Annotated in this window: 21 protein-coding genes; 13 read left to right on the top strand and 8 right to left on the bottom strand. The window is 69.6% G+C overall.

The genetic code is table 11. From position 1 onward, the window contains the following. Nucleotides 1–699 (bottom strand): fumarylacetoacetate hydrolase family protein, encoded by a 699-nt coding sequence (locus QM732_RS25750; protein ID WP_415658931.1) that lies wholly within the window; start codon nucleotides 697–699, stop codon nucleotides 1–3. A gap of 16 nt (nucleotides 700–715) precedes the next feature. Here QM732_RS25750 and QM732_RS25745 point away from each other — a divergent pair, with 16 nt between their 5' ends. Further along, a complete protein-coding gene (locus QM732_RS25745) occupies nucleotides 716–1,612 on the top strand; it encodes a septal ring lytic transglycosylase RlpA family protein (RefSeq protein WP_415658930.1) in 897 nt (298 codons plus the stop codon). Here the strand turns inward: QM732_RS25745 and QM732_RS25740 are convergent. Further along, the gene (locus QM732_RS25740; protein WP_415658929.1) at nucleotides 1,609–2,349 is read right to left on the bottom strand and encodes an SDR family oxidoreductase; all 741 of its coding nucleotides are present in this window, start codon (nucleotides 2,347–2,349) and stop codon (nucleotides 1,609–1,611) included. The two genes, QM732_RS25745 and QM732_RS25740, sit on opposite strands and share 4 nt — an antisense overlap. A 144-nt stretch (nucleotides 2,350–2,493) precedes the next feature. Between QM732_RS25740 and QM732_RS25735 the strand changes: the two genes are divergently transcribed. Together QM732_RS25735 and QM732_RS25730 are read left to right on the top strand one after the other, a co-directional pair. Then, entirely contained in the window at nucleotides 2,494–3,672 is a 1,179-nt protein-coding gene (locus tag QM732_RS25735) for a hypothetical protein (RefSeq protein WP_415658928.1), read from the top strand. 12 nt (nucleotides 3,673–3,684) lie between these two features. Beyond that, nucleotides 3,685–4,260, top strand: coding sequence for a hypothetical protein (locus QM732_RS25730; protein ID WP_415658927.1), 576 nt, complete (start codon nucleotides 3,685–3,687; stop codon nucleotides 4,258–4,260). A 15-nt stretch (nucleotides 4,261–4,275) separates the two neighbouring features. Here QM732_RS25730 and QM732_RS25725 read toward each other — a convergent pair whose 3' ends face one another. Beyond that, nucleotides 4,276–6,321 carry a M13 family metallopeptidase gene (locus QM732_RS25725; protein ID WP_415658926.1) on the bottom strand — a complete coding sequence of 682 codons (2,046 nt, stop codon included), beginning with the start codon at nucleotides 6,319–6,321 and terminating at the stop codon, nucleotides 4,276–4,278. Between the two features lie 61 nt (nucleotides 6,322–6,382). Continuing rightward, nucleotides 6,383–6,946 carry a YdeI/OmpD-associated family protein gene (locus QM732_RS25720; RefSeq protein ID WP_415658925.1) on the bottom strand — a complete coding sequence of 188 codons (564 nt, stop codon included), beginning with the start codon at nucleotides 6,944–6,946 and terminating at the stop codon, nucleotides 6,383–6,385. Nucleotides 6,947–6,979: 33 nt separating this feature from the next. On the opposite strand from QM732_RS25720, the gene QM732_RS25715 reads away from it, so the two are divergent. After that, nucleotides 6,980–7,912, top strand: a complete 933-nt coding sequence (locus tag QM732_RS25715; protein ID WP_415658924.1) for an NAD(P)-dependent oxidoreductase — start codon at nucleotides 6,980–6,982, stop codon at nucleotides 7,910–7,912. Between the two features lie 276 nt (nucleotides 7,913–8,188). After that, nucleotides 8,189–9,598 (top strand): TonB C-terminal domain-containing protein, encoded by a 1,410-nt coding sequence (locus QM732_RS25710; RefSeq protein ID WP_415658923.1) that lies wholly within the window; start codon nucleotides 8,189–8,191, stop codon nucleotides 9,596–9,598. 15 nt (nucleotides 9,599–9,613) lie between these two features. On the opposite strand, the gene QM732_RS25705 is transcribed toward QM732_RS25710, so the two are convergent. Both QM732_RS25705 and QM732_RS25700 read right to left on the bottom strand, forming a co-directional pair. Next, complete coding sequence (locus tag QM732_RS25705; RefSeq protein ID WP_415658922.1) at nucleotides 9,614–10,180, bottom strand: hypothetical protein; 567 nt, start codon at nucleotides 10,178–10,180, stop codon at nucleotides 9,614–9,616. 38 nt (nucleotides 10,181–10,218) lie between these two features. Beyond that, on the bottom strand, nucleotides 10,219–13,344 hold the full coding sequence (locus QM732_RS25700; protein WP_415658921.1) for a diguanylate cyclase: 3,126 nt from the start codon (nucleotides 13,342–13,344) through the stop codon (nucleotides 10,219–10,221). Nucleotides 13,345–13,560: 216 nt separating this feature from the next. Here QM732_RS25700 and QM732_RS25695 point away from each other — a divergent pair, with 216 nt between their 5' ends. Genes QM732_RS25695 through QM732_RS25685 form a run of 3 tightly spaced genes read left to right on the top strand, consistent with a single transcriptional unit; the run spans nucleotide 13,561 to nucleotide 17,226 of the window. Beyond that, nucleotides 13,561–14,913: an HD domain-containing phosphohydrolase gene (locus QM732_RS25695; protein ID WP_415658920.1), complete on the top strand. Its 1,353-nt coding sequence runs from the start codon at nucleotides 13,561–13,563 to the stop codon at nucleotides 14,911–14,913. Nucleotides 14,914–14,944: 31 nt separating this feature from the next. Continuing rightward, nucleotides 14,945–15,520, top strand: a complete 576-nt coding sequence (locus tag QM732_RS25690) for a response regulator (RefSeq protein WP_415658919.1) — start codon at nucleotides 14,945–14,947, stop codon at nucleotides 15,518–15,520. 8 nt (nucleotides 15,521–15,528) lie between these two features. Beyond that, nucleotides 15,529–17,226, top strand: coding sequence for an ATP-binding protein (locus tag QM732_RS25685; protein WP_415658918.1), 1,698 nt, complete (start codon nucleotides 15,529–15,531; stop codon nucleotides 17,224–17,226). 36 nt (nucleotides 17,227–17,262) lie between these two features. On the opposite strand, the gene QM732_RS25680 is transcribed toward QM732_RS25685, so the two are convergent. Both QM732_RS25680 and QM732_RS25675 read right to left on the bottom strand, forming a co-directional pair. Then, nucleotides 17,263–20,403 carry a two-component regulator propeller domain-containing protein gene (locus QM732_RS25680; protein ID WP_415658917.1) on the bottom strand — a complete coding sequence of 1,047 codons (3,141 nt, stop codon included), beginning with the start codon at nucleotides 20,401–20,403 and terminating at the stop codon, nucleotides 17,263–17,265. Between the two features lie 61 nt (nucleotides 20,404–20,464). Continuing rightward, nucleotides 20,465–21,448, bottom strand: a complete 984-nt coding sequence (locus QM732_RS25675) for a potassium channel beta subunit family protein (RefSeq protein WP_415658916.1) — start codon at nucleotides 21,446–21,448, stop codon at nucleotides 20,465–20,467. 114 nt (nucleotides 21,449–21,562) lie between these two features. On the opposite strand from QM732_RS25675, the gene QM732_RS25670 reads away from it, so the two are divergent. From QM732_RS25670 to QM732_RS25650, 5 genes are read left to right on the top strand one after another with little or no spacing between them, the layout of a single operon-like run. Beyond that, nucleotides 21,563–22,744, top strand: a complete 1,182-nt coding sequence (locus QM732_RS25670) for an FAD-dependent monooxygenase (protein ID WP_415658915.1) — start codon at nucleotides 21,563–21,565, stop codon at nucleotides 22,742–22,744. Then, nucleotides 22,745–23,140 (top strand): GNAT family N-acetyltransferase, encoded by a 396-nt coding sequence (locus QM732_RS25665; protein ID WP_415658914.1) that lies wholly within the window; start codon nucleotides 22,745–22,747, stop codon nucleotides 23,138–23,140. It abuts the gene before it with no gap. Nucleotides 23,141–23,153: 13 nt separating this feature from the next. Beyond that, nucleotides 23,154–23,768, top strand: a complete 615-nt coding sequence (locus QM732_RS25660) for a hypothetical protein (protein WP_415658913.1) — start codon at nucleotides 23,154–23,156, stop codon at nucleotides 23,766–23,768. Between the two features lie 24 nt (nucleotides 23,769–23,792). Then, nucleotides 23,793–24,293 (top strand): GAF domain-containing protein, encoded by a 501-nt coding sequence (locus tag QM732_RS25655; protein WP_415658912.1) that lies wholly within the window; start codon nucleotides 23,793–23,795, stop codon nucleotides 24,291–24,293. Then, on the top strand, nucleotides 24,290–24,700 hold the full coding sequence (locus tag QM732_RS25650) for a response regulator (RefSeq protein WP_415658911.1): 411 nt from the start codon (nucleotides 24,290–24,292) through the stop codon (nucleotides 24,698–24,700). The genes QM732_RS25655 and QM732_RS25650 overlap by 4 nt, the downstream gene beginning before the upstream one ends. The last annotated feature ends 61 nt before the right edge of the window (nucleotides 24,701–24,761 follow it).

Here is a 24,761-nt window from a genome sequence, read left to right as displayed (position 1 = left end):
TCACTCCGCGGGGCCGATGGTCAGCCGGACCTCACCCAAGCCTTCGATACGGCCCACCAGCACATCTCCCGGCACAACGGCGCCCACGCCAGCGGGCGTGCCCGTGTAGATCAGATCGCCAGGGTGCAGGTGATAGAGATGCGAAAGATTGGAAACGATCTCGGCGGCGTTCCAGATCATGTCGGCCAGGTCGCCGCGCTGCTTCTCGACGTCATTGACGGCCAGCGTGATGGCACCCTTGTCCAGCCGGCCGACGTCAGCCACTCGAGCGATCTCACCCAGGATGGCCGACTGGTCGAAGCCCTTGGCCGTATCCCACGGCTTGCCCGCCGCCTTGGCCGCGGCCTGCAGGTCGCGGCGCGTCATGTCCAGGCCCGGGGCGTAGCCCCAGATGGCCGCCACGGCCGCCTCGGGCGTGACCTTGAACACCGGCGCGCCCAGGGCCAGTACCAGCTCCATCTCGTAGTGGTAGTTCCGCGTCTCGGTGGGATAGGGCACCGTCGCGCCCGAGGGCGTCAACGCATGAGCCGGTTTCGTGAAGTAAAACGGCGGCTCTCGCGTCGGATCGGCGCCCATCTCACGGGCATGATCGGCATAGTTGCGGCCGACGCAGAAGATGCGTCGCACCGCGTAACGGGCCGCGGCGCCACGCACCGCGGCGCTGGGAATCTCGGCCGGAGGAAAGACGAAGTTGCTCATGGCATGGCATAGCCGATTGGGACGGACCGCACAGCATACTGGGCTGGCTTTTCTGCTGCTGGCGCTGGTGCTGCTGACCGGTTGCGCGACGCGCTCCGGTGGCGGCGCCAGCAGCGGCGAACGCGATGGCCCGGAGCGCAACCCGCCGTCCAACCTCGGCGGCGTGCCTGACGCCGTGCCGCGCCTGGACCCCATCCGCATCGGCGGCCCCAACAAGCCTTACGAGGTACTGGGCGAGCGCTACGAGCCGCTGAAGGGCGACGTCATCTATGCCGAGAAGGGCCTCGCGTCCTGGTACGGCAAGAAGTTCCACGGCCGGCCCACGGCCAGCGGCGAGGTCTACAACATGTACGCGATGACGGCCGCGCACGCCACGCTGCCCATCCCCAGCTATGCCCGAGTGCGCAACCCATCCAACGGACGCGAGATCATCGTCCGCATCAACGACCGCGGCCCCTTCCACAAGGGGCGCATCATCGACCTCAGCTACACCGCGGCACTGAAGCTCGACGTGCTGCGTGGCGTGACGCCGGTGGAGGTGCGGCGCATCACGCATGCCGAGATCCGCGCCGGCAACTGGGTCAAGCCCGTCGGCGAGCCCACGCCTGTGTTCGTGCCCGACACGCCGCCGGGCGCTCCACTGCGCGAGACCACCGCGCCGGCCATGTCTGCGGGTAGCGGCGTGTATTGGCTGCAGTTCGGCGCCTTCGCCAAGCTGGATGGCGCCGAAGGCCTGCGCCAGCGCGTGGCCGAGGCCGACCTCAGCCTGCTGCCTCTGCTGACCATCGTGCGCGAGGCGGGTTTGCACCGGCTGCGTGCCGGCCCCTTCCCCACCGTCGACGAGGCCCGCGCGCAGGCCGACAAGCTGCGCACCGAGCACGGCGTGGAGTCCAGCCTGGTGGAGAAGCGCTAGCGTCCGCCCGCCACGTCCAGCAGCGCGCCCACCGTGTAGCTGGCCTTGTCGCCGAGCAGCCAGACGATGGCCTCGGCCACTTCCTCGGCACGACCCAGGCGCTGGATTGGAATGGTGGATGCGGCCGCGCTTGCATCCATGCCGCTGGCTGCATGGATTTCGGTCTCGATGATGCCGGGGCGCACGCCGTTGACGCGGATGCCCTCGCCGATCAGCTCACGCGCCAGCCCCTTGGTCAGCGTGTCGACGGCACCCTTGGTGGCGGCATAGTCCACGTAGATGCCTGCCGAGCCGAACTCGGCCGCGCGCGAGCTGAGGTTGACGATGGCACCGCCCGCACCGCCGCGCGCCGTGCTCATGCGGCGCGCCGCCTGCTGGCAGCACTGCAGCGTGCCCAGCACGTTGACGTCGAAGAGGCGGCGCCAGCGCTCAATCGTCATTGACTCCAGCCGCGCGGCCGGCGCCACGATGCCGGCGTTGTTGACCAGGCCCGCCAGGCGCCCACCAGCCGCATCCAGGCGCTCGAACATGGCCGCCACCTGCGCCGGGTCTGCCACATCGGCCTGCACGCACAGCGCGCTGCGGCCCAGCGCCTGCACGCGCGCCGCCAGCGTCTGGGCTGCCGCGGCGTCGCGTGCATAGTTGATGGCCACGTCCCAGCCCGCCGCGGCACATTGCAATGCCGTCGCCGCACCAATGCCGCGCGAGCCGCCAGTGATCAAGATCCAATCCGACATGGTCGGCATTGTGGCGTCGCCGGGCAATGGCCCGCCGCGTCATTCAAAGTCGGGATGCCGCCCCCTAGCTTGGCAGGCGCAAGGCCGCATCTCGGCGCCTAGATTCTTCGCGAGCGCGCCCGTTGCCGCGCCAGGGAGACCCAGATGCTGCGCCAACTGTTGCTGTTCGGCTTCGTGCTGCCCCTGCTGACTGCCTGCGCTGGCACGCCAGTGGTCAACGCGCTGCACAACCCGCTCTACCGGGCCGAGAACCACACCTCCACCATCACCGTGCGCGCCACCGAGACGCGCGACGGTATCGCGGAGATCCACATCCGCGCCGTGGTCGGCGAGCTGACAGCCTGTAACAGCGGCAGCTTCTCCTTCCCCAGCCTCATCCCCTGCCGCCGCAACGCGGTAGCCCTGGGCGCCATCTGCAGCTTCGCCAACATCAAGACCGAGGTGAGCTGCAGCCTGCCCATCGCCATCACGCCGCAGCGCCTGGTCACCTACTCGGCCAGCGCGCGCAGCGGCGGCAACCGCACCGCTTCCGCGCCTGCGGTGACCTACGCCGGCGGCGCGCCGCTGACGCAAGCCACGCTGTCCCTGCCCTTCGGCGGCAGCATCATCGTGCCGTGGCAGACGGCGCGGCCCATCATCTGGCGCACCGATGCGCCGTCCTCCGCCACCGACCGCGGCGACAAGATCGATTGGGGCCTGGTGCCCGACGCCGACATGCCCAGCTACCGCGCCTTCACCGACGACCTGCAGCCCCTGGTACTGGCGCTGTTCTACACGGACAACCACAACTTCACGCAGTGGACGCGTTTCTGGAAGGGCTTGTTCAACATCTGGGCCGGGCCCACCGGCGGCGACGGCGAGGGCTGCTCGCGCACCTTCGCCGAGCCCGCCGCGACCGTGCGCGCGGCCTTCGACGGCACGCAGATCCTGCATCGCAACGCCTTCCGCGACTGCGCCTCCATCTCGCTGGGCGGCGGCGCCGGCACGGTACAGACCAACCTTGGCGACGCGGCCTGGGTCATGCTGCACGAGGCCGGCCATTTTCTGTTCGGCCTGGGCGACGAGTACGTGGGTGGCGGCAATTCCTCCATCTCCACGCCCAAGAACGTGTTCGGCTCCAAGGCCGCCTGCGAGTCCGCCTCCACGACCAGCAGCCTGCCAGCGTCGCAATGCGTGCAGATCGGCAGCACCGGCACCTGGCGCAACGACGACGGCCAGGACACGACGATGGAGGACCGCGTGCTGAGCAGTGACTGGCGCACGCTGGCCGGCCGCGCGCTGGGCACCCGCATCAACAAGTGCACCAGCGGTGCCTGCTACTGACAGGAGGCGACCATGAAGCTGATTTCCATCCTCCGGCTCGCGGTGCCGTTCACGCTGGCCGGCGCCGCGGGCGCACAGACGAACGAGAGCGCCAACCCCATGCCGCTGGCTTCGGATGGTGGCAAGGCCGTTCTCGTCGAACCGCGGCCCGTGGCCGAGTCCGACGACCCAGTCAACGGGCGCGTGCTGGCCGGCACGGCCAACGGGCTGGCGCTGAGCCTGACGATAGACGGCGGCACCATCACGCTCAACTCGGTGGCCGCGGCCCGCGTGCCCATGCGCCAGGCCCGGCCGTCACGCGACGACGCGGCCGACACGGTAACCATCACAGGCCTGTCAGGGGGTCGCATCGTCGCCAGCACTGTGGTGCCCGACGCCGTGCTCAACGCCAGCGAAGGCGACGGTCTGGTGCGGCTGACGCGGCGGCAGGTCTCGGCCGTGCTCGTCGCCAGCACGCCCATCGACACGTTGCAGGTGTCGGCCCCGGCCACGGCCGCCAGCGCGACGCTGGACGTGCGAGCGGCCTACGCGCGCCTGTGCGAGGCCGCGCCCGGCCACGACTGGTGCCCCAAGCAGGGGCCACGCTGAAGGCGGCGCCCAGCCTCACCAGACCTTGCAATGCTGACCGGCCGGCTTGACAAGCCGTGCGCCCGGCTTGCACGCAAAGGCCTGCTCGAACTCCGGCATGTTGACGACCACGCCGTTGATGCGCCACCTGGCCGGGGAGTGCGGGTCCACCTTGGCTTGCACTCGCAAGGCCTCAGGGCGGGCGTCGGCGCAGTCCCACTGCGCGAAGCCGACGAAGAAGCGCTGCTCGGGCGTCATGCCATCGCGGTTCTCCAGCGTCTTGCCAGTCATGTGCACCTTCCAGGCCTCCCACGCGAGGACCAGGCCGCCAAGGTCGGCGAGGTCCTCGCCCAGCGTCAGCTTGGAGTTGATCTTGATGTCATCGACGACCGTGTAGCCGGCGTACTGATCGGCCACGCAGGCGGCACGCTGCTCGAAGGCCTGGCCGTCCTTCTTGGTCCACCAGTTCTTCAGGTTGCCCTGAGCATCGAACTGGCGGCCTTCGTCGTCAAAGCCGTGCGTCAGCTCGTGACCGATGGTGCCGCCGGTGTTGCCGTAGTTGGGCGCCTCGTCCAGGCGCGGGTCGTACAGCGGCGCCTGCAGCACGCCGGCGGGAAAGTTGATGTCATTCATCTGCGCGTCGTAGTAGGCGTTCACCGTCTGCGGCGTCATGCCCCATTCACCGCGATCCAGCGGCTGCCCGATCTTGGCCAGACGACGCTTAGCCTCGTAGGCATTGCCCCGCATCACGTTGCCGAGGAAGTCACCTCGCTCGACCGCAAGCGCTGAGTAGTCGCGCCAGCGCTCGGGGTAGCCCACCTTGTTGACGATGGCCTTGAGCTTTGCATGGGCGCGGGACTTGGTCTCGTCGCTCATCCACGTCAGGCTGTCTATGCTGCGCGCCATGGCGGCCTCGATCTCGTCCGTCATCTGCACCGTGGCGGCCTTCAGGTCGGGCGTGAAGTTTCGCGCGACGAACTCCTGGCCCAGCGCCTCGCCCAGCTGCAGGTCCACGAGCTGCACGCAGCGCTTCCAGCGCGCCTTCAGCTGCGGCGTGCCGTGCAGGGTCTGGCCGTAGAAGTCAAAGTTGGCCTGTACCAGCCGCGAATCCAGCGCCGGCGCCAGGCTGCTGGCCAGTTGCCAGCGCAGATAGGTCTTCACACCGGCCAGGTCCATGGAGCGCAGCCGCGCGCCCAACGCCCTGAAGAAGACCGGTTCTGTGACGTTGTAGCGCGCCTGTCCAGGCGGGGTGCCCAGCGCCACCTGATAGGCCGCCCAGTCAAAGCCGGGCATCAGGGCCTGCAGGCCGCGGGCATCGACGACGTGGAAGGTCTTGTAGGGGTCGCGCTTGTCGACCTTGCTGAGCGAGGCCCTGGCCAGTACCGTCTCGGTCGCCAGCACGCTGCGCGCGGCGGCCCTGGCGGCGGCAGGCGTCTCGCCAAGCAGCTCGAAGACCCGGGCCACGTGAGCCTCGTAGGCGGCGCGGATCTTGATGGTCTTGTCGTCGCGCTTTAGGTAGTAGTCGCGATCGGGCAGGCCCAGGCCGCCGGCCGAGGCGAAAGCGATCTGGCGCGTCGCGTCGGCGAAGTCCTGACCCGAGCTGAAGCCGAAGAAGAGACGGTCGTTGCCGGCCACGAGTTGCAGCTCGGCCAACAGGGCGGGCAGGTCGCGCCTGTCCTTCAGCGCAACGATGCGATCCAGCTGCGGCTGCAGTCCCTTGAGGCCAGTGGCCTCCACAGCACGCTCATCCATACAGGCGGCAAAGTAGTCGCCCAGTTGGGCCTGGGCCGCGGTGCGCTCCGTGCCGGGCTCGCCGAGCTTGGTGAGCACGCCCCACAAGTAGCGCTGGTTCTCGTTGGCCATCTTGGCATAGACCGACCAGCGCGACTGGTCTGCCGGGATGGGGTTGCTCTTGCTCCAGGCCCCGCAGGCGAAGCGGTACAGGTCATCGCAGGGATCGACACTGCGGTCCATGGCCGCCACGTCCAGGCTGGGCGTATAGGGCAGTGCCTCCAGCGGTGTCTCGCTGGCGGCGTGCGCCAGGGTCGCCGCCAGCACGGCGGGGAGCAGCAGTCGTTTCATGGCTTTCGGGGAGATTGGAAGGTGCGCGATTGTGGTGCGGCGCCGCCTGGCCGGCCATTCGTCAAGGCAGGCGCCGGCCCTCGGCCGCGGCTGCCATCAGAAGCTCCAGCCGGCGGTCCCGCGTCGCCTCCTGCTTGGCGCTCAGCACCCGGCGCAGCATCTGGCGCCGCCAGCCCGGCGGCTGCGCCTGGAACCAGGCCCAGGCCTTGCGCTGGCGCTTGAACCGCTTCTCCAGTTCGGGCGGCAGTGCCACCTCACCCTCGTGCTCGTAGGAGTAGACGATGCTGCGTCGGTCGGTGCGCTTCTCGAAGGCCGCCAGTCCTGCCGGCTGCATGCGCCCTTCAGCCGTCAGTTGGGCCACGCGGTCGATGTTGATGCGGCTCCAGATCGACGTGTGGCGGCGCGGCGTGAAGCGGATCTGGTATCGCAGTTCGTCCACCCGCTTGCGCACGCCGTCTATCCAGCCCACGCACAGCGCCTCGTCCACCGACTGCGGCCAGGTCATGCTCGGCACGCCCGAACCCACCTTGTGGAAGCCCACCACCAGCTCGGTGGCCGTGCTGGCATGCCGGGCCAGCCAAGTACGGAAATCCTCAGGCGAGGCGAAGTATTGCGGTTCGGCCATGATGGGCACATTCTGATTGCCTGCGCCCCACCCATGAACACCCTGCTGCTGCTCGTCGCCATCGTCGACGAACACAAGGCCCTGCTGTTGAACCGCTTCCGCGTCATCGACGCCCCCACTCCTGCCGCACGAGCCGCGGCCATCGCGGCCCACGGCCCGGACATCGAGCTGGTGCTGACCAATGGCGCCACCGGCTTCACAGCTGCAGAGATCGCCGCCTGCCCGAATCTGAAATTGCTGGCGGCCCAGGGCGCCGGCTACGAGAACCTCGACGTGGCGGCCGCCAGGGCACGCGGCATCCTCACCTGCAACGGCGCCGGCACCAATGACGATTGCGTGGCCGACCACGCGCTCGCCCTGCTGCTGGCCTGCGTGCGTGCCCTGCCGCTGCAGGGCGCCGCGCTGCGAGCGGGCGTCTGGCGCGATGCGCTGCCGCTGTTCCCGCAGTTCACGGGGCGGCGCCTGGGCATCATCGGACTTGGCACCATAGGCCGCAAGATCGCTGCACGCGCGACGGCCTTCGGCATGGTCATCGGCTATCACAACCGCCGTCCCAGCGAGGCCGCAGGCGGCGCCGCCTACTTCGACAGCGTCGCGGCGCTCGCCAGCTGGGCCGACGATCTCGTCGTGGCCACGCCCGGGGGTGCAGCCACCAAGCACATTGTCGACGCCGAGGTTCTGGCCGGCCTGGGGCCCGGCGGCCATGTGGTGAACATCGCTCGTGGAAGCTGCGTTGACACCGCTGCCCTGGCTGCGGCGCTTCGAGCTGGACACATCGCCGGCGCGGCGCTGGATGTCTACGAAAGCGAGCCCAGGCCACCACAGGAGCTGCTGGGCCTGGACAACGTCATCCTCACACCCCACGTGGCCGGCTGGTCGCCGCAGGCCATACGCGCGACGGTGGACAACTTCATCGCCAACGTGGACGCCTGGCAGCGAGACGCACCTCTGCCCACCCCGATCTAGGACCGCACGGCCCCCGCATCTCCGGATCGTGAGCAACCTGATGGCAACCCGGTACTTGACCGGCCGCGCGTCTGACGACAATGGGCGCATGCGGTTCACCAGACTCGTCCAGCCGAGCCGACCCTGCCGGGGCCGGTATGCGCGTCACGACCACCGCGCGGCAACGGCGGGGCCGGCTTGAGCCGCTGGTCCACCGGCACTCGCCTCACGCCGACACCCGCCACGCGCCCGGCCCCATCATGGCCGCGAGGCCGGCGCCGCGGCCCGTTGCCCGCGTTGCTTGTCTCCCTGCTCGTGCATGCGCTGCTGCTGAGCCTGACCTTCGGCGGCGAAGGCCTGGGCCTTCCCGGCCTTGCGCTGCCCTGGCAGGCCAGGCGGGCCGAAGTGCCGGATCTGCGCGTCGTGCTCGCGACGCCCCCTGCCGAGCCCACGCCGGCGCAGGCACTGCCGGCTGAAGAATCGACCGTGCAAGCCACACCGATGCCGCATGCACAGGCCGCGGAAGGCACTGGCGACGCGCCCACCGCCGTGCTGGCGGCCCCCGCAGTCATTGCCATCGACAAGCCCCTCGAGACAACCTGGAGCGTGCCACCCGCGCCGCCGGCTTCCACGCCCGTTATTGCGGCGTTCGCGGCGGCCTCCGGCCCGTCGACCGAAGTGACGCGACTGAGCGAGGCCGGTGACGCCATGCGGGCGGCCCTGGAGCGCGAGACCCGCGAGCGCGCCACCGAATTGGCCCAGCTCGAACGCGCCAGGCGCGAGGCGCAGCAACAGGCCCAGCAACAAACCGAGCGTCTGGCCGCGGCCCAGGCCGAGGCGGAACGCCAGGAGGCAGCACGCCTGGAAGCCGCAAGGCAGGAGGCGGCCCGCAAAGAAACGGCACGCCTGGAAGCGGCGCGGGCAGAAGCCGCGCGGCTGGATGCCGAACGCCAGGAGGTCCTGCGGCAGGCCGCAGCAAGGCAGGAGGCGGCACGCGTCGAGGCGGCGCGCCTGGAGGAGCAAGCCCAGGAGGCCGCACGTCGCGTCGCGACTCAGCAGGAGGCTGCCCGCCAGCAAGCCGCACGACAAGATGCGGCGCGCGTCGAAGCCGCCCGCCAGGAGGTCGCCCGCCAGGAAGCAGCGAGGCAGGAGGCTGCACGGCAGGAAGCTGGACGCCAGGAAGCGGCGCGCCTGGAGGTCGCCCGCGCAGAAGCCGCCAGGCTGGCCGCTGCCAAGGCCGCCGAAGAGCTGCGCGAGGCCAGGCTGCGCGCCATTGGCCAGCAGCTCAACGAGGAGGCCGCCAAACGCGACGCGGCGCGCCAGGCACAGTCCAACCTGCCGTCGTCCTGGAGCAGCGCCCGCCGCGGCCGCCTGTTCGGCCGCGCCGACGCGAACGCCGAGATGGTGCTCTACGCCGAAGCGTGGGCGCGCAAGATCCAGCTCAACCCCACGTTCGAGCTGGTGCGCGAGATCGTCAAGCAGCCCCACACCGACCCGCTGGTGACGGTGGCCCTGCGCAGCGACGGCACGGTGGAATCGGTCAGCTTCTTCCGCTCCAGCGGCGTAACGGCCATCGACGACGCCGTCCGCCGCATCATCGAAAGCCAGGCCAACTACCCGCCCTTCCCACCGGCGCTGGCGCGCGAGTACGACGTCATCGAGATCCGCCGCACCTGGCACTTCGATACGGCGATACGGCTGTACTGATCGCTGCCCCGAGGCTCAGGGGCGTGCGTTGCGGCAACTGCCGTAGGCCTCCTCGTAGGGTTTGTCGAAGCACCGCGCCAGCCCCGTGAGAACGTCCAGGTTGATCTGGTTCTCTGGATGCTTCGCGGTCGCGGCCCGGTGCGCCTCGTACTGGGCATCGAAAGCAGCCCTGTCCTTGCGCAGGAAGGCCACGGTGGCCAGCGCGTAGGTGTTCCAACTGAAACTCGGATGCTGCCTGGCCTCATCGGGGTTCAAAGACTTGAGTGCCTCCTCGGCAGCACGCTCGTTGTCCCCCGACATCGCGAGGGTCTGGGCAAGATGCCAGCGCACGCCGCGCAGCTCCGATTCCTGCTTCCTGACGTAGCGGCCCAGCAGCACCGACGCCTCCGCGAAGCAATTGCCCAGCTTGCGCCAGCCCGCCTCCGACTGGTCGAACTCCCGGTAGGGCAGCTTGATCGCATCAGGTGCGACCTCCTTGTACTTCGCCCCGCAGTCCGCAGTCTCGGCGGCCCCCGCCGATACGGACAGGCATAACCCGCCCGCGACGGCGAGCAGGAATCCGGTGGATGAAGACGCTCTCATGCCAATCCCGTGACGTTGATGTGCGGCGACCTGCCGCGTTAGGACCGCAGCAGGGTCAGCCGGCCGCTGGCCGACCAGGCCTCGAGCGGGCGGCGGATGTCCTGACGCAACTCGCTCTCTCCGAAAGCACGCGCGTCGAGCAGGCCGACCCAGGCATTGCGACCGGTGTCCTTGGCCTCGTACAGCGCCGCATCGGCCAGGTCGATGGCGGCATGCCAGTCGAGGGCACGCGGCAGGGCGGGGCAAAGCGGGAAGGCCGAGAAGCCGACGGAGCAGGTCAGCGCCACGCGCAGGCCACCGGCCAGCTCGAAGGGCTGGGCCGACACGGCCTGGCGCGCGCGTTCGGCCAGCTCGGCGGCCCGGCGACGCGGTGTGCCGCGCGCGACGATGAGAAACTCCTCGCCGCCCCAGCGCACCAGGTAGTCGGTGGCTCGGAAGACCTGCTCCAGCCGGCCGCGCATCTGCATCAGCACAGCATCACCGGCCATGTGGCCATGGGCATCATTGATGCGCTTGAAATGGTCGATGTCGATCAGGAAGAACAGCAGGTCCTGCTCGCAGTCCTCGCCAACAGCGGCGGGTGGTTCGTAGTGACGCACTGCCAGCGCCACGTCGGCGGGCATCTGGCGGTCAAGGAAGCGGCGGTTGCGCAGGCCGGTCAACGGGTCGGTGAGGCTGGCCTCCTCCAGCTCGGCGGACTTGGCCGTCAGCGCAGCCGAGGCAGCCTCCAGCGCCTCGGTGCGCTCCTGCACACGAGCCTCCAGCACACGACGGTGGCGCAGCAGCAGCCGCGTCCGCATGTTGACGATGCCGGCAACGAGCAGCAGCGCAGCAGCGATGGCTCCCGCCATCGCCCAGCGCGTCTGCCACCAGGCCGCATGCACGTCGACGGCGATCCTGAGCTCGCTGGGGCTCCAGACGCCGTCGCGGTTGCTTCCTTGCACGCGCAAGGCATAGCGGCCCGGCGCCAGATTCGTGTAGGCCGCCGAACGCCCCAGCGCACCAGCCTCGATCCAGCCGGCATCCAGGCCTTCCAGGCTGTAGCGGTAGCGGTTGCGGCCGGGCTGGCTGTAGTCCAGCGACGCGAAGGCCAGACTGAAACCGCGCTCGCCGGGCGCCAGGACGACGGTGCCGCCCTCTGGCAGCGCGCGCTCCTCGCCGTCCACCCGCAGCTCGGACACGACCAACGGTGGCTTGTAGGTCCAGGGCGCGAAGCGTTCCGGGTCGATGACGAGCAGGCCGCGCGCACCACCGAACAGCATGCGGCCATCGTCAAGCTGGGCATAGGCGCGGAACCACCCGGTGCCGAGGTCGGCGCCGTCGGCCGCCCCCAGTTCGCGACGCTCGCCGCTGCGCGGGTCGTACATGTTGCGCTGCGACCAGACGCGCCCCTGCTTGTCGAACAGCAGGTTGGCGCCGAAGGCACCGCCGATGTCTGAGGCGCCGATGACCTCGAAGCGCGCATGCTTGCCGTCGCTCTCGACGAGGCGATGCAGGCCGGTGCCGGTGTCCACCCAGAGGCGCCCGGCCAGGTCCACGGCCATGCCCAGCACGGTCTGGCCGGTCAGTCCCGTGGGCTCCACCCATTCCGCCACGGGCTCGTCCGCGCCGGGCCTGGCGATGCGGAACAGCCCCGCCGCGCCGCCGGCCCACAGGCTGCCATCGGGCAGTGCAGCGAAGGCGTTGACCTCGCCGGTGCCGCCCACCAGACCCGCCGTCGGGATGGCGCGCATGACGGGCCTGGACGGCGTCCAGCGCATGACGCCATCCAGCGTGGCGATCCACAGCGCACCGTCGCCAGTGGCGTGAAAGCGCCGCGGCACGGCGTTGCCGCTGCGCAGCGTCTCCTTCAAGCGCCCCTGCGTGTCAAAACGCAGCAACTGGGTGTCGACGGCGACCCAGACCGAGCCGTCCCGCGTCTGCCCCAGCGCATTGACCCGTCCCGGCGGCAGGCCGCCACTGCCCAGCGCAACCAGGCCCAGCGGCTGGAGCTGGCGGTCACGACGCTCGATACCGCCGGCCAGCGTGCCCAGCCAGATCTCGCCGTTGTCCAGCTGCAAGATGCTGCGCACGTCCAGGCCGCCGGATACGGCGCCCAGTCCTTCGCGCACCATGGACAGGCCCGGCAGCGATGGCACGTGGCGCATCAGGCCACCGCCATAGCTTCCGGCCCAGACGGTACCGGCGGGGTCGCGCATCAATGCGCGCACGTCGCTGCGCGGCGCCGAGCCGGAATTCGCCGCGCCGGCTGCGGGCAGACGCTCGATCAGCGCGCCGTCGGTCGCGCGCCGCCGCGACAGGCCCGACGCATCGCCGAACCACAGCTCGTCGGCGTCGGGCTGGGCCATGGCCATGACCGGCCAGGCGCCCGAGGTGGCGCCCGGCTGCGCGCCGGGGTTGAAGGGAAGCGGCTGCCCCTGCGGCGACAGCGCGCGCAAGCGCCCCTGAGCGGTGCCGATGATGATGCGCCCGTCCAGTGTCTCGCTGATCAGGGTGACGAGCTGGTCGCCGACCTCCACGTCCAGCGTTTCGATGGGGCCGTCCGGCGCCTTGCGCGCCAGGCCGCGCCAGGTCCCTATCCACAGCGTGCCCTGGCGGTCGACGAGCAGGGACTGCACACGCGGGTCGGGCAGACCGTCCTCGCGGCCCCGGTGGTGGGTGAAGCGCTGGGTCTTGACGTCAAAGCGGTCCAGGCCGCCGCTGCCGCCTATCCACAGCGTGCCATCCCGTTCCAGCGCGAAGGTGCGCACGGTGTTGGCGGCGGGGGCCGCCTCGTCGGCAGACCTGCCGTCGCGGGCCCAGCGGTCCCAGCGGCCAGTGGCCATGTCCATGCGCACCAGGCCGCTATTGCCCGCCGCGACCCACATCCAGCCGCGCGGATCGGGCAGCATGGCACGCACGAACTGCTCAGGCAGCAGATGACCATCGGGGCCGGCGAGCGGATAGCGGCGGAAGGCGTAGCCGTCGAAGCGCAGCAAGCCTTCCGGCGAGCCGGCCCACAGCAGGCCTCGTGCGTCCAGCGCCAGCGCCGAGACGACGTTGTCCCGCACCGCGCCGGGATCGCCAATGGACTCGAAGCGCGGCACCACGGCTTGCGCCGCCGTCAAAAGTGCCGACGAGATCAGCAAGACTGCGGCACAAGCTCTGGTGATGGCCTCCCTCATGCGACGCATTCTCAGCCACGGCGATGACCAGACATGCCGGCACAAGCCCTCACGGGAAAACTCACAGTGCCGGCGGCCAGCCAGCACAAAGCCCGTGAACTAGTTGTCAGCTCACGTCGTTTTTATCATTTTATTGAGCCTTTTCTATCATTTAAAAGGAAACTAGGGCCGAAGCCCCAGCCGCGCCGCATGCACAAGGGGCCAACGGAGTTCCTCATGAACACGCTCCTCGCGCCACCCGCCCTGCAGCCCCGAAGTACCGACCCGTCTCCTGGGCTCGCGCCCGCCACCCTGTTGTTCGTCGACGACGAGCCCGCCATCCTCAACGCGCTGCGGCGCCTGTTTCGCCCGCAGGGGCACCGCATCCTGTTGGCCGAGAGCGGTGCGGCGGCGCTGGAGATCCTGGCCCGCGAGAAGATCGACCTCGTGCTGTCGGACATGCGCATGCCAGGCATGAACGGCGCCCAGCTGCAGCAGAAGGTCTGCCAAGGCTGGCCCGACGTGGCCCGCCTGCTGCTGACAGGCTACGCCGACATCGACTCGACGATCGCCGCCATCAATCAGGGCGAGATCCAGCGCTATGTCGCCAAGCCCTGGGATGACCAGGAGCTGCTGCTGGCCGTCCGTGATGGGTTGGAGCGCTCCCGGCTGCGCCAGGAGAACCGCGAACTGCTGGCCCAGACGCAACGGCACAACGAGGAACTGGAACGTCGGGTGGCGGCGCGTACGGCCGAGCTGTCCCAGGTGAATGGCATGCTGGAGCAAGCCTTTGCCGAGCTGAGCGACAACTTCCTGCTGTCGATCAAGGTCTTTTCCGGACTGGTGGAGCTGCGAGAGGGCGACGAGGTTGGCTACTCGGAGCGCGTAGGCCAACTGGCGCGCCGCCTTGCGGCCGCGCTGGGCCTTTCGCAGACCGAGCAACGCGACTGCTATGCCGCCGGCCTGCTGCACGAGGTCGGCAAGATCGGCCTGCCCGATGCACTGCTGCGCAAGCCCGTGTCCGTCATGCGCGGCGAAGACCTGGCGCAATATCGCCGCTATCCCCTGCTCGGGGAGGCCGCATTGATGCCGCTGTCAGGCCTGCGCGGCGCGGCGAAGCTGGTGCGCTCGCACCAGGAGCGCGTGGACGGCCTGGGCTTTCCCGATGGCTTGTCGGGTGCCGAGCTGCCGCTGGCGGCCCAGGTCGTCGGCTTGGCCGCGGCCTACGAAGCACTACAGACCGGGCGCCTGTCCGAGCAAAGCCATGACGCGGCCCAGGCGCGCGCCGTGGTCCATCAGGCGGCGGGCACGCACTTCTCGCAGTTGGTGGTGGCCGCCTTCGACCAGTTGATGAGCGAAGCCCCCATCGCGGCACCGTGTGAACGCCAACTCGTCGCAGCGGACTTGATGCCGGGCATGGTGATGGCCCAGGACCTGCTGAGCCCGCGTGGCACGTTGCTGCTCGCGGCAGGCTTTGTCTTCGATGCCAACGTCATTGCCACCATCCGCGACCTGGTGACACGCGAGGGTCTGGGCATCGTCTTCCGTATCCACAACACCTCGCCGAAACCGGCCCTCGCCCAGCCCTGAGCCATGCCACGACACCCGCAGGAGCCACCCCATGACCCCATCAGCCCCCAAGCATGTGCTCCTCGTCGACGACGAGCCCGCCATCCTGCAGGCCCTGGTGCGCATGCTGCGGCGCGGCAACTCCGACGGCCGGTGGCCACAACTGCGCACTGAGGTCTTCACCGACCCCGCCGCCGCCCTGGCCCGGGCCCGGGAGCAGGCTTTCGCACTGGCCATCAGCGACTTCCGAATGCCCGGGTTGAACGGCGCCCAGTTCCTCGCCGGCCTTCGGGATTGCCAACCCGACTGCCGCCGCGTCATCCTGTCGGCCCATGCTGACTTCGAGGGGCTCATCGATGCCATCAATTCGGCTCGCATCGCCCTCTTTCTCTCCAAGCCCTGGCACGAAGCCGAACTGCTCAGCGCCGTGCATGAGCAGTTGGAAGCGCATCGCCACCAGCAGGAGATGGAGCTGCTCGCGGAGCGCCAGCGACTGGCCCAGGGCGAGCTAAGCCCGCAAGAGGCAGAGCGTCGGCGCCTGGAACGCCTGGAGCCCGGCATCACGCAGGTCCGCTGGAGCAGCGACGGGGCCTATGTGCTGGATCCGGTCGACGTGGGAGCCCCTTGACCATGGACATGTCCACCCCTCTACGACGCCCCCAGCCCCTGCCCGACCACCTGCGTGCGGGGCTGGCGGCCGTGAGCGCGGCGCTGCTTGCGCACGATGGCGAGCACATCGTGTTCTCCAACGACGCCATGCAACGTCTGCTGGGCCGCTCCACAGACGAGCTGCAGCAGCTGGCTCCCGAGGCCTGGGCCGCCCCGGCACAGCAGCAGCTGCTGCGCGACTACGGCCGTCGCTGTCTGGACTGCGAAGACCTCCCTGCGGCCATCGAGATCGAGGCTCTGAGTGCCAGCGGCACCTGCCGTCAGCTCGAGATCACCGCACGCCGCCTTGACGCCGATACCGCCGCCCCCCCGCTGGTGTTGCTGACTTGCCAGGACTTGAGCGACATCCGTCTCGTGCAGGACATCTTGCGCAACCACCAGACCGAACTGGAGTCCATCGTCGCGCGGCGCACCGCCGAGTTGAGACAGACCCACCGGGAACTGGAGGCCTTCATGCAGAACGCATCGGTGGGCATCATCTCCACCCGGGACATCGACCTGCGCATCGGCCGCGGCAACAGGAAGTTCGCCGAGATCCTTGAACTGCCGACCGAAGCGAAAGTCGATGAACTTTCCATGCGGCGATTCTTCCTCGACGACGCGGAATTCGACGAGCTGACCCGCCTGACGACAAACGCACGGCAGACTGACGCCTCTCTTGTGCACGAGATGTGGCTGCAAACCTGGAACGGCCGGCGCATCTGGGTGCAGCTGATTGCTTACGCCTCCAACCCAGCGGACGACGCGCCGAGCATGTGGTGGCTGCTTCAGGACCGCAGCGAGGTCATGCGCGCACAGGAAGAGCTGGTCAACAACTATCGCAACATCCAGCTGACCAATGCGAGGCTGGAAGAAGCTCAGAACCAGTTGCTGCAGTCCGAGAAGATGGCCTCCATCGGCCAATTGGCGGCCGGCGTGGCGCATGAGATCAACAACCCCATCGCCTTCGTCAACTCCAACCTGGGCACGCTGCGTCACTACGCCGAACAGTTGCTTGCGCTGACCCAAGCCCATGCCTGCCGCACCCTCGCACCCGTCGACACCGAGCTGGCAGCCTTGCAGCGGGCCGTCGACCTGGACTTCATCGCCGAAGACCTGCCTTCGTTGCTGAACGAGAGCGAGGACGGCTTGACCCGCGTGCGCAAGATCGTTCAGAACCTCAAGGACTTCTCGCGCGTGGACCATGCGGATTGGCAGGACGCCGACCTCAACGCCGGCCTGGAGTCCACGCTCAACGTCGTCATGAACGAGGTGAAGTACCGCGCCGACGTGCATCGCCACTACGGCACCCTGCCGCCCGTGCGCTGCCTGGCCGGGCAGCTCAATCAGGTGTTCATGAACCTCATCGTCAACGCGGCACACGCCATGGCGCCGCAGCGCCGCGGCGCCATCACCCTGAGCACCGGCATGCAGCCCCAGGCGGATGGTGACTGGGTCTGGGTAGAAGTGGCCGACGACGGGTGCGGCATGACCCCGGAGGTGCAGCGCCGCATCTTCGAACCGTTCTACACCACCAAGCCGGTGGGCCAAGGCACGGGCCTGGGCCTGTCGATGTCCTTCTCCATCGTCCAGAAGCACGGCGGACGCATAGAAGTGCAATCCGTGCCGGGCGAAGGCACGGGATTCAAGGTCTGGGTTCCCGTGGCCGGCCGCCCCGCGGCCTGACGATCCGGCGTGTGCCGGGCGCCGGCACTCCCTCGCTCAATCGGATTGCAGCAGCCGCAGGCGCCCGCTGGCGGCCCAATCGGCCAATGGCTGACGCGCATCCCGACGCAGCTCGGCATCGCTGGCAGCGCTGGCGTCGAGCAGGCCCACCCAGGCGTCGCGGCCGTCCTTCTTGGCCTGGTAGAGGGCCGTGTCGGCGAGATCGACGGCGGCACGCCAGTCCAGCGCACGCGGCAGATCCGCGCACAGCGGAAAGGCGGTGAAGCCGACGGAGCAGGTCAGCGACAGCCGCACGCCGCCGCCCAGGTCGAAGGGTTGGCCGGCGATGCACTGGCGGGCACGTTCGGCCAGCTCGGCTGCCCGTGTCCGAGGCGTCTCGCGAGCAACGACCAGGAACTCCTCGCCACCCCAGCGCACCAGATAGTCGGACGCACGGAAGACCTGGCCCAACCGGCCGCGCATCTGCATCAGCACGGCATCGCCGGCCATGTGACCGTGCTCGTCGTTGATGCGCTTGAAGTGGTCTACGTCGATGAGGAAGAACAGCATCTCCCGGCTGCGCTCAACCGGCGCGGTGAGCGGCGAGTGGCCGTAGAGCTCGCTGCTTTCGTGCCGGCGCACGGCCAGCGCGACGTCACCGGGCAGCTGCTGTTCGAGGAAGCGGCGGTTGCGCAGGCCGGTCAGAGGATCAGTGAGGCTGGCCTCCTCCAGCTCGGCCGACTTGGCATTCAGCGCCGCAGTGGCCTCGGCCACGCGCGCCTCCAGCTCGCTCTGGCGCCGCAGCAGCAGCCGTGTGCGCAGGCGGAAGGCTGCCAGCAGCAGGCCCAGCACGACCAGGCCAGCCAGCGCCTGCAGCCAGCGCGCCTGCCACCAGGCCGCCTGCACCTGCACCTCCAGGCGCAGTTCGTGCGGGCTCCAGTCGCCCTGGCGGTTGCTGCCCTGCACGCGCATCACGTAGCGGCCGGGATCGAGGTTGGTGTAGGCCGCGCGGCGAGCGGTGGCGACGGCATCCAGCCAATCGGCATCCATGCCTTCGAGGCGGTAGCGGTAGTGGATGCTGGCAGGGCGGCTGAAGTCCAGCGCGGCAAAGCCCAGGCTGAAGCTGCGCTCGCCCGGCGCCAGTACCAGCGGCTGGCCATCGGCGGGCACGGCGTGATTGGTTCCGCCCACGCGCAGCTCGGTGGCGACGACCGGGGGCTCGTAGGTCCAGGGCGCGAAACGGTCGGGCTGCAGCACCAGCACACCACGCGCGCCACCGAACAGGAAGCGCCCGTCGGCCAGCCGCATGTAGGCGCGGAACCAGGCGGTGCCGATGTCGGCGCCGTCGACGGCCCCCAGCTCCAGGCGCTGGCCGCTGCGCGGGTCGAAATAGCCGCGGTGCGTCCAGATGCGCCCTTGCGCGTCGGCCAGCAGATTGGCGCCAAAGGCGCCGATGACGTCATCGCCCGATGCGGCCGGGAAGTGCTCGAAACGCATGCCCTGCGCATCCACGCCCGTGCTGCGGTGCAGACCGGCACTGGTGTCCACCCACAGCCTGCCCTGCCCGTCCACCGCCATGCCGACGACGGTGCGGCCCACCAGGCCGGGCGTGGCCGGCGCCTCGGCCACCGGCTGGGCCGCGCCGGGCTGGGCGACGTGCAGCAGACCGGCGGCGCCACCCACCCACAGGCTGCCATCGGGCATTTCCTGCAGGGCGTTGACCTCACCGCTACTGCGCTTGCCACTGGACAACATGACAGGCAGCAGCTCGGTGCGGCCGGGCGGCAGCCGCCACAGGCCGTCAGTGGTGCCCAGCCAAAGCTGGCCGTCGCGGGCGGCGTACATGCGACGCGCCGTCACCCGACCGGTGGCGAGCGTCTGGCGCCAGCGCCCCTGCGCGTCGAAACGCATCAGTTCGGATTCGGCGGCCAGCCAGACGCCGTCAGGCCTCTGCGCCATCGCACCGATACGGCCCAGCGGCGCGTTGCGGCTCTCGGCGGTGAGGATCTCGCCGACGGGACGCAGCGCTGCGTCCAGCATGACGACGCCGCTGGACTGGGTGCCTAGCCAGACGCGACCGTCGTCAAGCTGAAGCATGCTGCGCACGTCAAGGTCACCGAAGCGGCGCCAACGCTCACCCTCGTTCTGCACCAGGGCAAGGCCTGGCAGCGGTGGCACGTGGCGCATCAGGCCCGAGCGGTAGCTGCCGGCCCAGATCGTGCCGGAAGGGTCGCGCAGCAGCGCCCGCACCTCACTGCGCGGCACGGGCGCCGGGCTGCTGCCGTCCGGCGGCAGGCGCTCGATCAGTGCGCCGTCACTGGCGCGGCGGCGTTCGATGCCGTTGCGCCCGCCCAGCCAGAGCTCGTCGTCTGCGGCCTGCGTCATGGACAGCACCGGCCAGGTACCGTCACTGGCGCCGCTGCGCTCGGCGAAAGGCAGCATGCGACCGTCCTCGGACAGCATGCGCAGGTCGCCCACGCCCGTGCCGACCAGTACACGGCCATCGCGCGTCTCGGCCAGCAGCGTGATCTGCGGCCTGCCGAGGCCCAGATCGACGGGCTCGATGCGTTCACTCCCGGCACGTTTGCGTGCCAGGCCTTGCCAGGTGCCTATCCACAGCGTGCCGCGGCGGTCGCGTAGCAACGCGGCAATACGGTCGTCGGGAAGGCCCGCGTCGCTGCCACGCATATGCGTGAAGCCGCGACGCTGCGCATCCAGCCTGGACAGGCCGCCCTGGGTGCCCACCCACAGACTGCCATCGGGCTCCAGAGCGAGCGCGCGCACGGCGTTGGAGGCTGGCGCAAGGGCGCCGAGTGCCGCCCCTTCAGCGCGAGCCCAGCGCTTCCACTGACCGGACGTGGTGTCCAGCCAGGCCAGGCCGCTGTTGCCGGCAGCCACCCACAGGCCGCCACGCGGGTCGGCCAGCAGGCTGCGAACGAACTGGTCGATCGCAGTGCCATCGGCCGGATCGCGCAGCGGATGGCGGCGGAAGCGGTAGCCGTCGAAGCGCTGCAGGCCGTCGGGCATGCCCACCCACAGAAAGCCCTGCGCATCCATCGCCAACGCCGAGACGGCGCGGTCGCGCAGCGAGTCGGCCTCGCCCACCGGCTCGAAGCGCGGCGTGACAGCCAACGCCGAAGTGGCCAGGCCCGCGGCGACCAACAGGGCGGCGCACATCTTCCTCAACAAGACCCTCATGCCTGCATTCTCAGCGACGCCGAGGATGCCGCCGCCGCGGCAATCGACAGGTTTCCCCGATCTACTGGGCCAGCGGGCGTGTGATAGCGTCGATGCGCTCGACCACTTCCGGCGTGAGCTTGGGGGTCACGGCCAGTGCGCCGAGGTTGTCGCGCAACTGCTCGATGCGGCTGGCGCCCAGGATGACCGTGGACACGCGGGGGTTGCGGTTGATCCACGCAATGGCCAGCTGAGCCGTGTTGCAGCCCAGCTCGGCAGCGATGTCGGCCAGCCGGCCGACCGCGTCGTTCTTGGCCTTGTCCTGCAGCTGCTCGCGCATCCAGGCCATGTTGTCCAGCGCCCCGCGGCTGCCGGCGGGGATGCCGCCACGGTACTTGCCGGTCAGCAGGCCCGAGGCAAGCGGGCTCCAGGTCGTCAGGCCCAGGCCAATGTCCTCGTACAGGCGGGCGTAGTCCTGCTCGACGCGGCGGCGGTGGAAGAGGTGGTACTGCGGCTGCTCGACGACAGGCTTGTGCAGGTGGTGGCGTTCGGCGATCTCCCAGGCGGCGCGGATATCACTGGCGCTCCACTCGCTGGTACCCCAGTACAGCGCCTTGCCCTGGCGGATGATGTCGCTCATCGCCCAGACGGTCTCCTCGATGGGGGTGTTCGGGTCAGGGCGGTGGCAGTAGATCAGGTCCAGGTGCTCCAGCTGCAGGCGCTTGAGCGAACCGTCCACGGCCTGCATCAGGTATTTGCGGTTCAGCGTGTCCTTGCGGTTGGTCGTCGTCACGCCGTCGCGTTGCAACCCCCAGAAGAACTTGCTGGAAACGATGTAGTCCAGGCGGTTCCAGCCCAGTGCCCTGAAGGCCTGGCCCATGACCACCTCGCTCTCGCCCTGGGCATAGACCTCGGCGTTGTCGAAGAAATTGACGCCAGCATCGAATGCAGCTGCCAGCATCTCGGTGGCAGCCTTGGTGTCGACCTGGTTGTGGTACGTGACCCAGGAGCCGAGGGAGAGTTCGGAAACCTGGAGGCCGGCGCGGCCTAGGCGGCGGTATTGCATGAGGACGTCCTGTCTGTCGCGAAGAAGCGCAAAGCCAGCAGCTTAAGCGCGGCGCCGCCGCCGTGCCGGCGGCCTTCTTCATGGGCCGCGCCCGGCACGGGTATCGTTGCGCCCATGAAGCTCGCTGTCATCGGCGCCGGCCCTGCAGGCCTGGCCCTCGCCCTGCTGGCCGTCCAGCGCCTCGAGGGCGCCGAAATCCATCTCTTCGACACCCGCCCGCTGGACCGCGACATCCGTGGTGATGCGCGCACGCTGGCACTCAACCTGGGCAGCATCCGGCTGCTGCAGCGCCTGTCGGCCTGGGTGCCGGAAAGCGCCCAGGCGATCCGCGCCGTGCACGTCAGCCAGGCGCCGCCAGCGCCCATCGCTGGCGAGGTGCGCATCAGTGCCACCGAACAGGGACTGCCCCAGCTCGGCGCCGTGCTGCCTTACGGCGCCCTCGTGGCGCCGCTGCAGCAGCGCTGGCTGGCACTGGCCGACGAGCAGCCGACGCGCCTGTTCACGCGTTTCGGCACGGCCGTGCACGCGATCCGATCGCAGCCAGATGGCGTGGAGCTGGACTGCGGCGAAGGCCCCATCGTCGACCGCTTCGACCTCGCCGTCGTCGCCGAGGGCGGCGTGTTCGCGGAGCAACAGCGCAAGTCCATCCAGAGCGACTATCACCAGAATGCCTGGGTGGGCACCGTGCGCCTGGCTGCGCCAGGCCTGCAGGGCCTGGCCATCGAACGCTTCACGCGCAACGGCCCGCTGGCCCTGCTGCCGCTGCCGGACGACGCTCAGGGGGCGCGAGCGGCATTGGTCTGGTGCCTGCCGCAGGCCGAGGATGACATCGCCTCGCTGAACGATGCCCAGCGCCTGACCGTCATCCAGCAACAGCTGCCCGCCGAGGCCGGCAGGCTGACTGGCATCTCGGCGCTGAAGTGCTTTCCGCTGGGCCTGAACGCGGAGACTCGGCTGCTGCAGGGTCGCGCGCTTCGCATCGGCAACGCAGCCCAGACCCTGCACCCAGTGGCCGGCCAGGGGCTCAACCTCGGCCTTCGCGATGCCCAGGCCCTGGTCGACGCACTGCGCGAGGCGGCCGAAACGGGCCGGGACCTGGACGCCGTGCTGACCCGCGTGGACTGGCAGCGCGCGCCCGACCGCTGGCCCATGATCGCCGCGACGGACTTTCTCGCCCGCAGCTTCGCCTGGCGCCTGCCGGGGCTGCCGGCGCTGCGCGGCCTGGCTCTGGCCGGGCTGGAGCTGGCCACGCCGCTGAAGACGGCGCTCGCACGGCGCATGATGTTCGGAGGCTGAATGCAGGTCAGACCCATAGAGCCCGGCGAGATCGAAGCAGCGCGCCGGCTGCTGCTCGACAACGACTGGGGCCCGCGCGTGCAGGACCCAGTGGTCTTTCGCGAGCTGCTGGCCCGCTCCCAGGTCGCGCTGGTTGCCGTCGAGGACGGCCGAGTCGTGGGCTTCCTGCGCGCCATCAGCGACGGGCTCTTCAACGGCTACATCTCCATGGTCGTCGTCGCCGCCTCTCACCGCGGCCAAGGCGTCGGCACGCGGCTGGTGCAGGCTGCCATGGGCAGCGACGACCGCATCACCTGGGTGCTGCGCGCCGGACGAGATGGCGTGTCCGCCTTCTACGAGACACTGGGGTTCCGCCGGTCGGAGGTCGCCATGGAGCGCCCCGGCCAGCGCCGCTGACCAGGAGAACCGCGTGCATCCCACCCTCGCCCTTGCGGCCCTCTTGCTGCTGGCCGCCACCCGTCCGGCCGTGGCCCAACTGGTCCCGCCGGCCAAGCCCATCGCCGGGGTGACGCAGGAGGAATGGTCCAAGCGCTGGTGGCGCTGGGCACTGTCCTTCGAGGACGAGGACAGCCCCGTCGCAGATACCGACGGGCGGCTGTGCGCCAGCGGCCAATCGGGCCCGGTCTGGTTCCTGGCCGGCAGCTATGACACCCGGCGCACCGTTCGCAGCTGCCGCATCCCGGCCGGCAAGATGCTGTTCTTCCCTCTGCTCAACAGCCTCGCCTTCCCACCCGACGACGAACGCGAGGCCTGTGCATCGCTGATGCTGCGCGCAGAGTCGATGACCGAAGCACCAGCCGCACTGGTGCTGGAGTTCAATGGCCGGCGCTTCGACGGCCTGCAGGCTCACCGCCAGCCGACCCGTGGCTGCTTCCTCGTCGCGCCAGACGACGATGCGCCCGCCGCCGGAAATGGCTACTACGTGGCGCTGGGGCCGCTCAAGCGCGGGCGCTACACACTGAACTTCGGCGGCATCCTGCCGGGCCTCTCGCAAGCTGTCACCTACACGCTGGACGTCCGCTGAGTCGCACGCCTAGACTGCCGTGGCATGACTCCCGCACCCATCCCCGCCAACGATGCCGAGCGGCTACAAGCGCTGCGAGAGCTGCTGATCCTGGATACGCCGCCGGAGGAGCGCTTCGATCGCATCGTCGAGTTCGCTGCTGCGGAGTTCGACATGCCCATCGCGCTGATCAGCCTCGTCGACCGCGACCGCCAGTGGTTCAAGGCCCGACTCGGCCTGGACGCTTGCGAAACCGCGCGCGAAACCTCCTTCTGCGGCCACGCCATCATGCAGCGCGAGTTCTTCGAGGTGCTGGACGCTGCGCGGGACCCGCGCTTCGCTGACAACCCGCTTGTCACCGGTGCCCCCTTCATCCGCTTCTACCTGGGTGCGCCGCTGACCCTGCCGAACGGCGCCACGATAGGCACGCTCTGCCTCATCGACGTCCGGCCGCGCCTGCTGGACACGCTGGACCGCGACGTCCTCGGCACGCTGCGCGACCTGGCCGTCGCCGAGCTGGTCGGCCCGCAGCGGGACAAGCCGTGACCGCCCCCGTCGCACTCAGGGGCCGACTGCTGCTGCTCGAGCCGCAGTTCGTGCTCAGGCGCACGGTGGCGCTGATGGCGCGCGACATGGGCCTGGCCGACGTGCAGGAGGCAACCACCCCCGCCATCGCCGAGAAGCTGCTGCAGGAGCACCGCTTCAACGCGGTGCTTTTGGCCGTCGACGACGATGGCGCGGCACTGGAGCTGGTGCGCCAGGTGCGCGCCGGCAGCACCGTCCAGGCGCCCGACATTCCGGTCGTGGCCACGGCCGCGAGCTGCGACGTCGAGCTCGCGCTGCGCCTGAAGCAGCTTGACGTCAACCGGCTGCTGCTCAAGCCATTCAAGGTGCGCGGCATGCTGGAGGCCATCTCGGCCGTCGGCGCCCGAACGCCGATGGCCGAGCGCTGAATAGACCCTGGTCGCCCCCGCTTTTGCAGCCACTGCCTCCGTGCTGCGGGCCTAGCATTGC

Source organism: Roseateles sp. (genome assembly GCF_047654805.1).
Classification (GTDB): domain Bacteria; phylum Pseudomonadota; class Gammaproteobacteria; order Burkholderiales; family Burkholderiaceae_C; genus Pelomonas.
The sequence above is the reverse complement of the archived record's forward strand: the minus strand, read 5'-3'. Positions and strand labels throughout refer to the sequence as shown.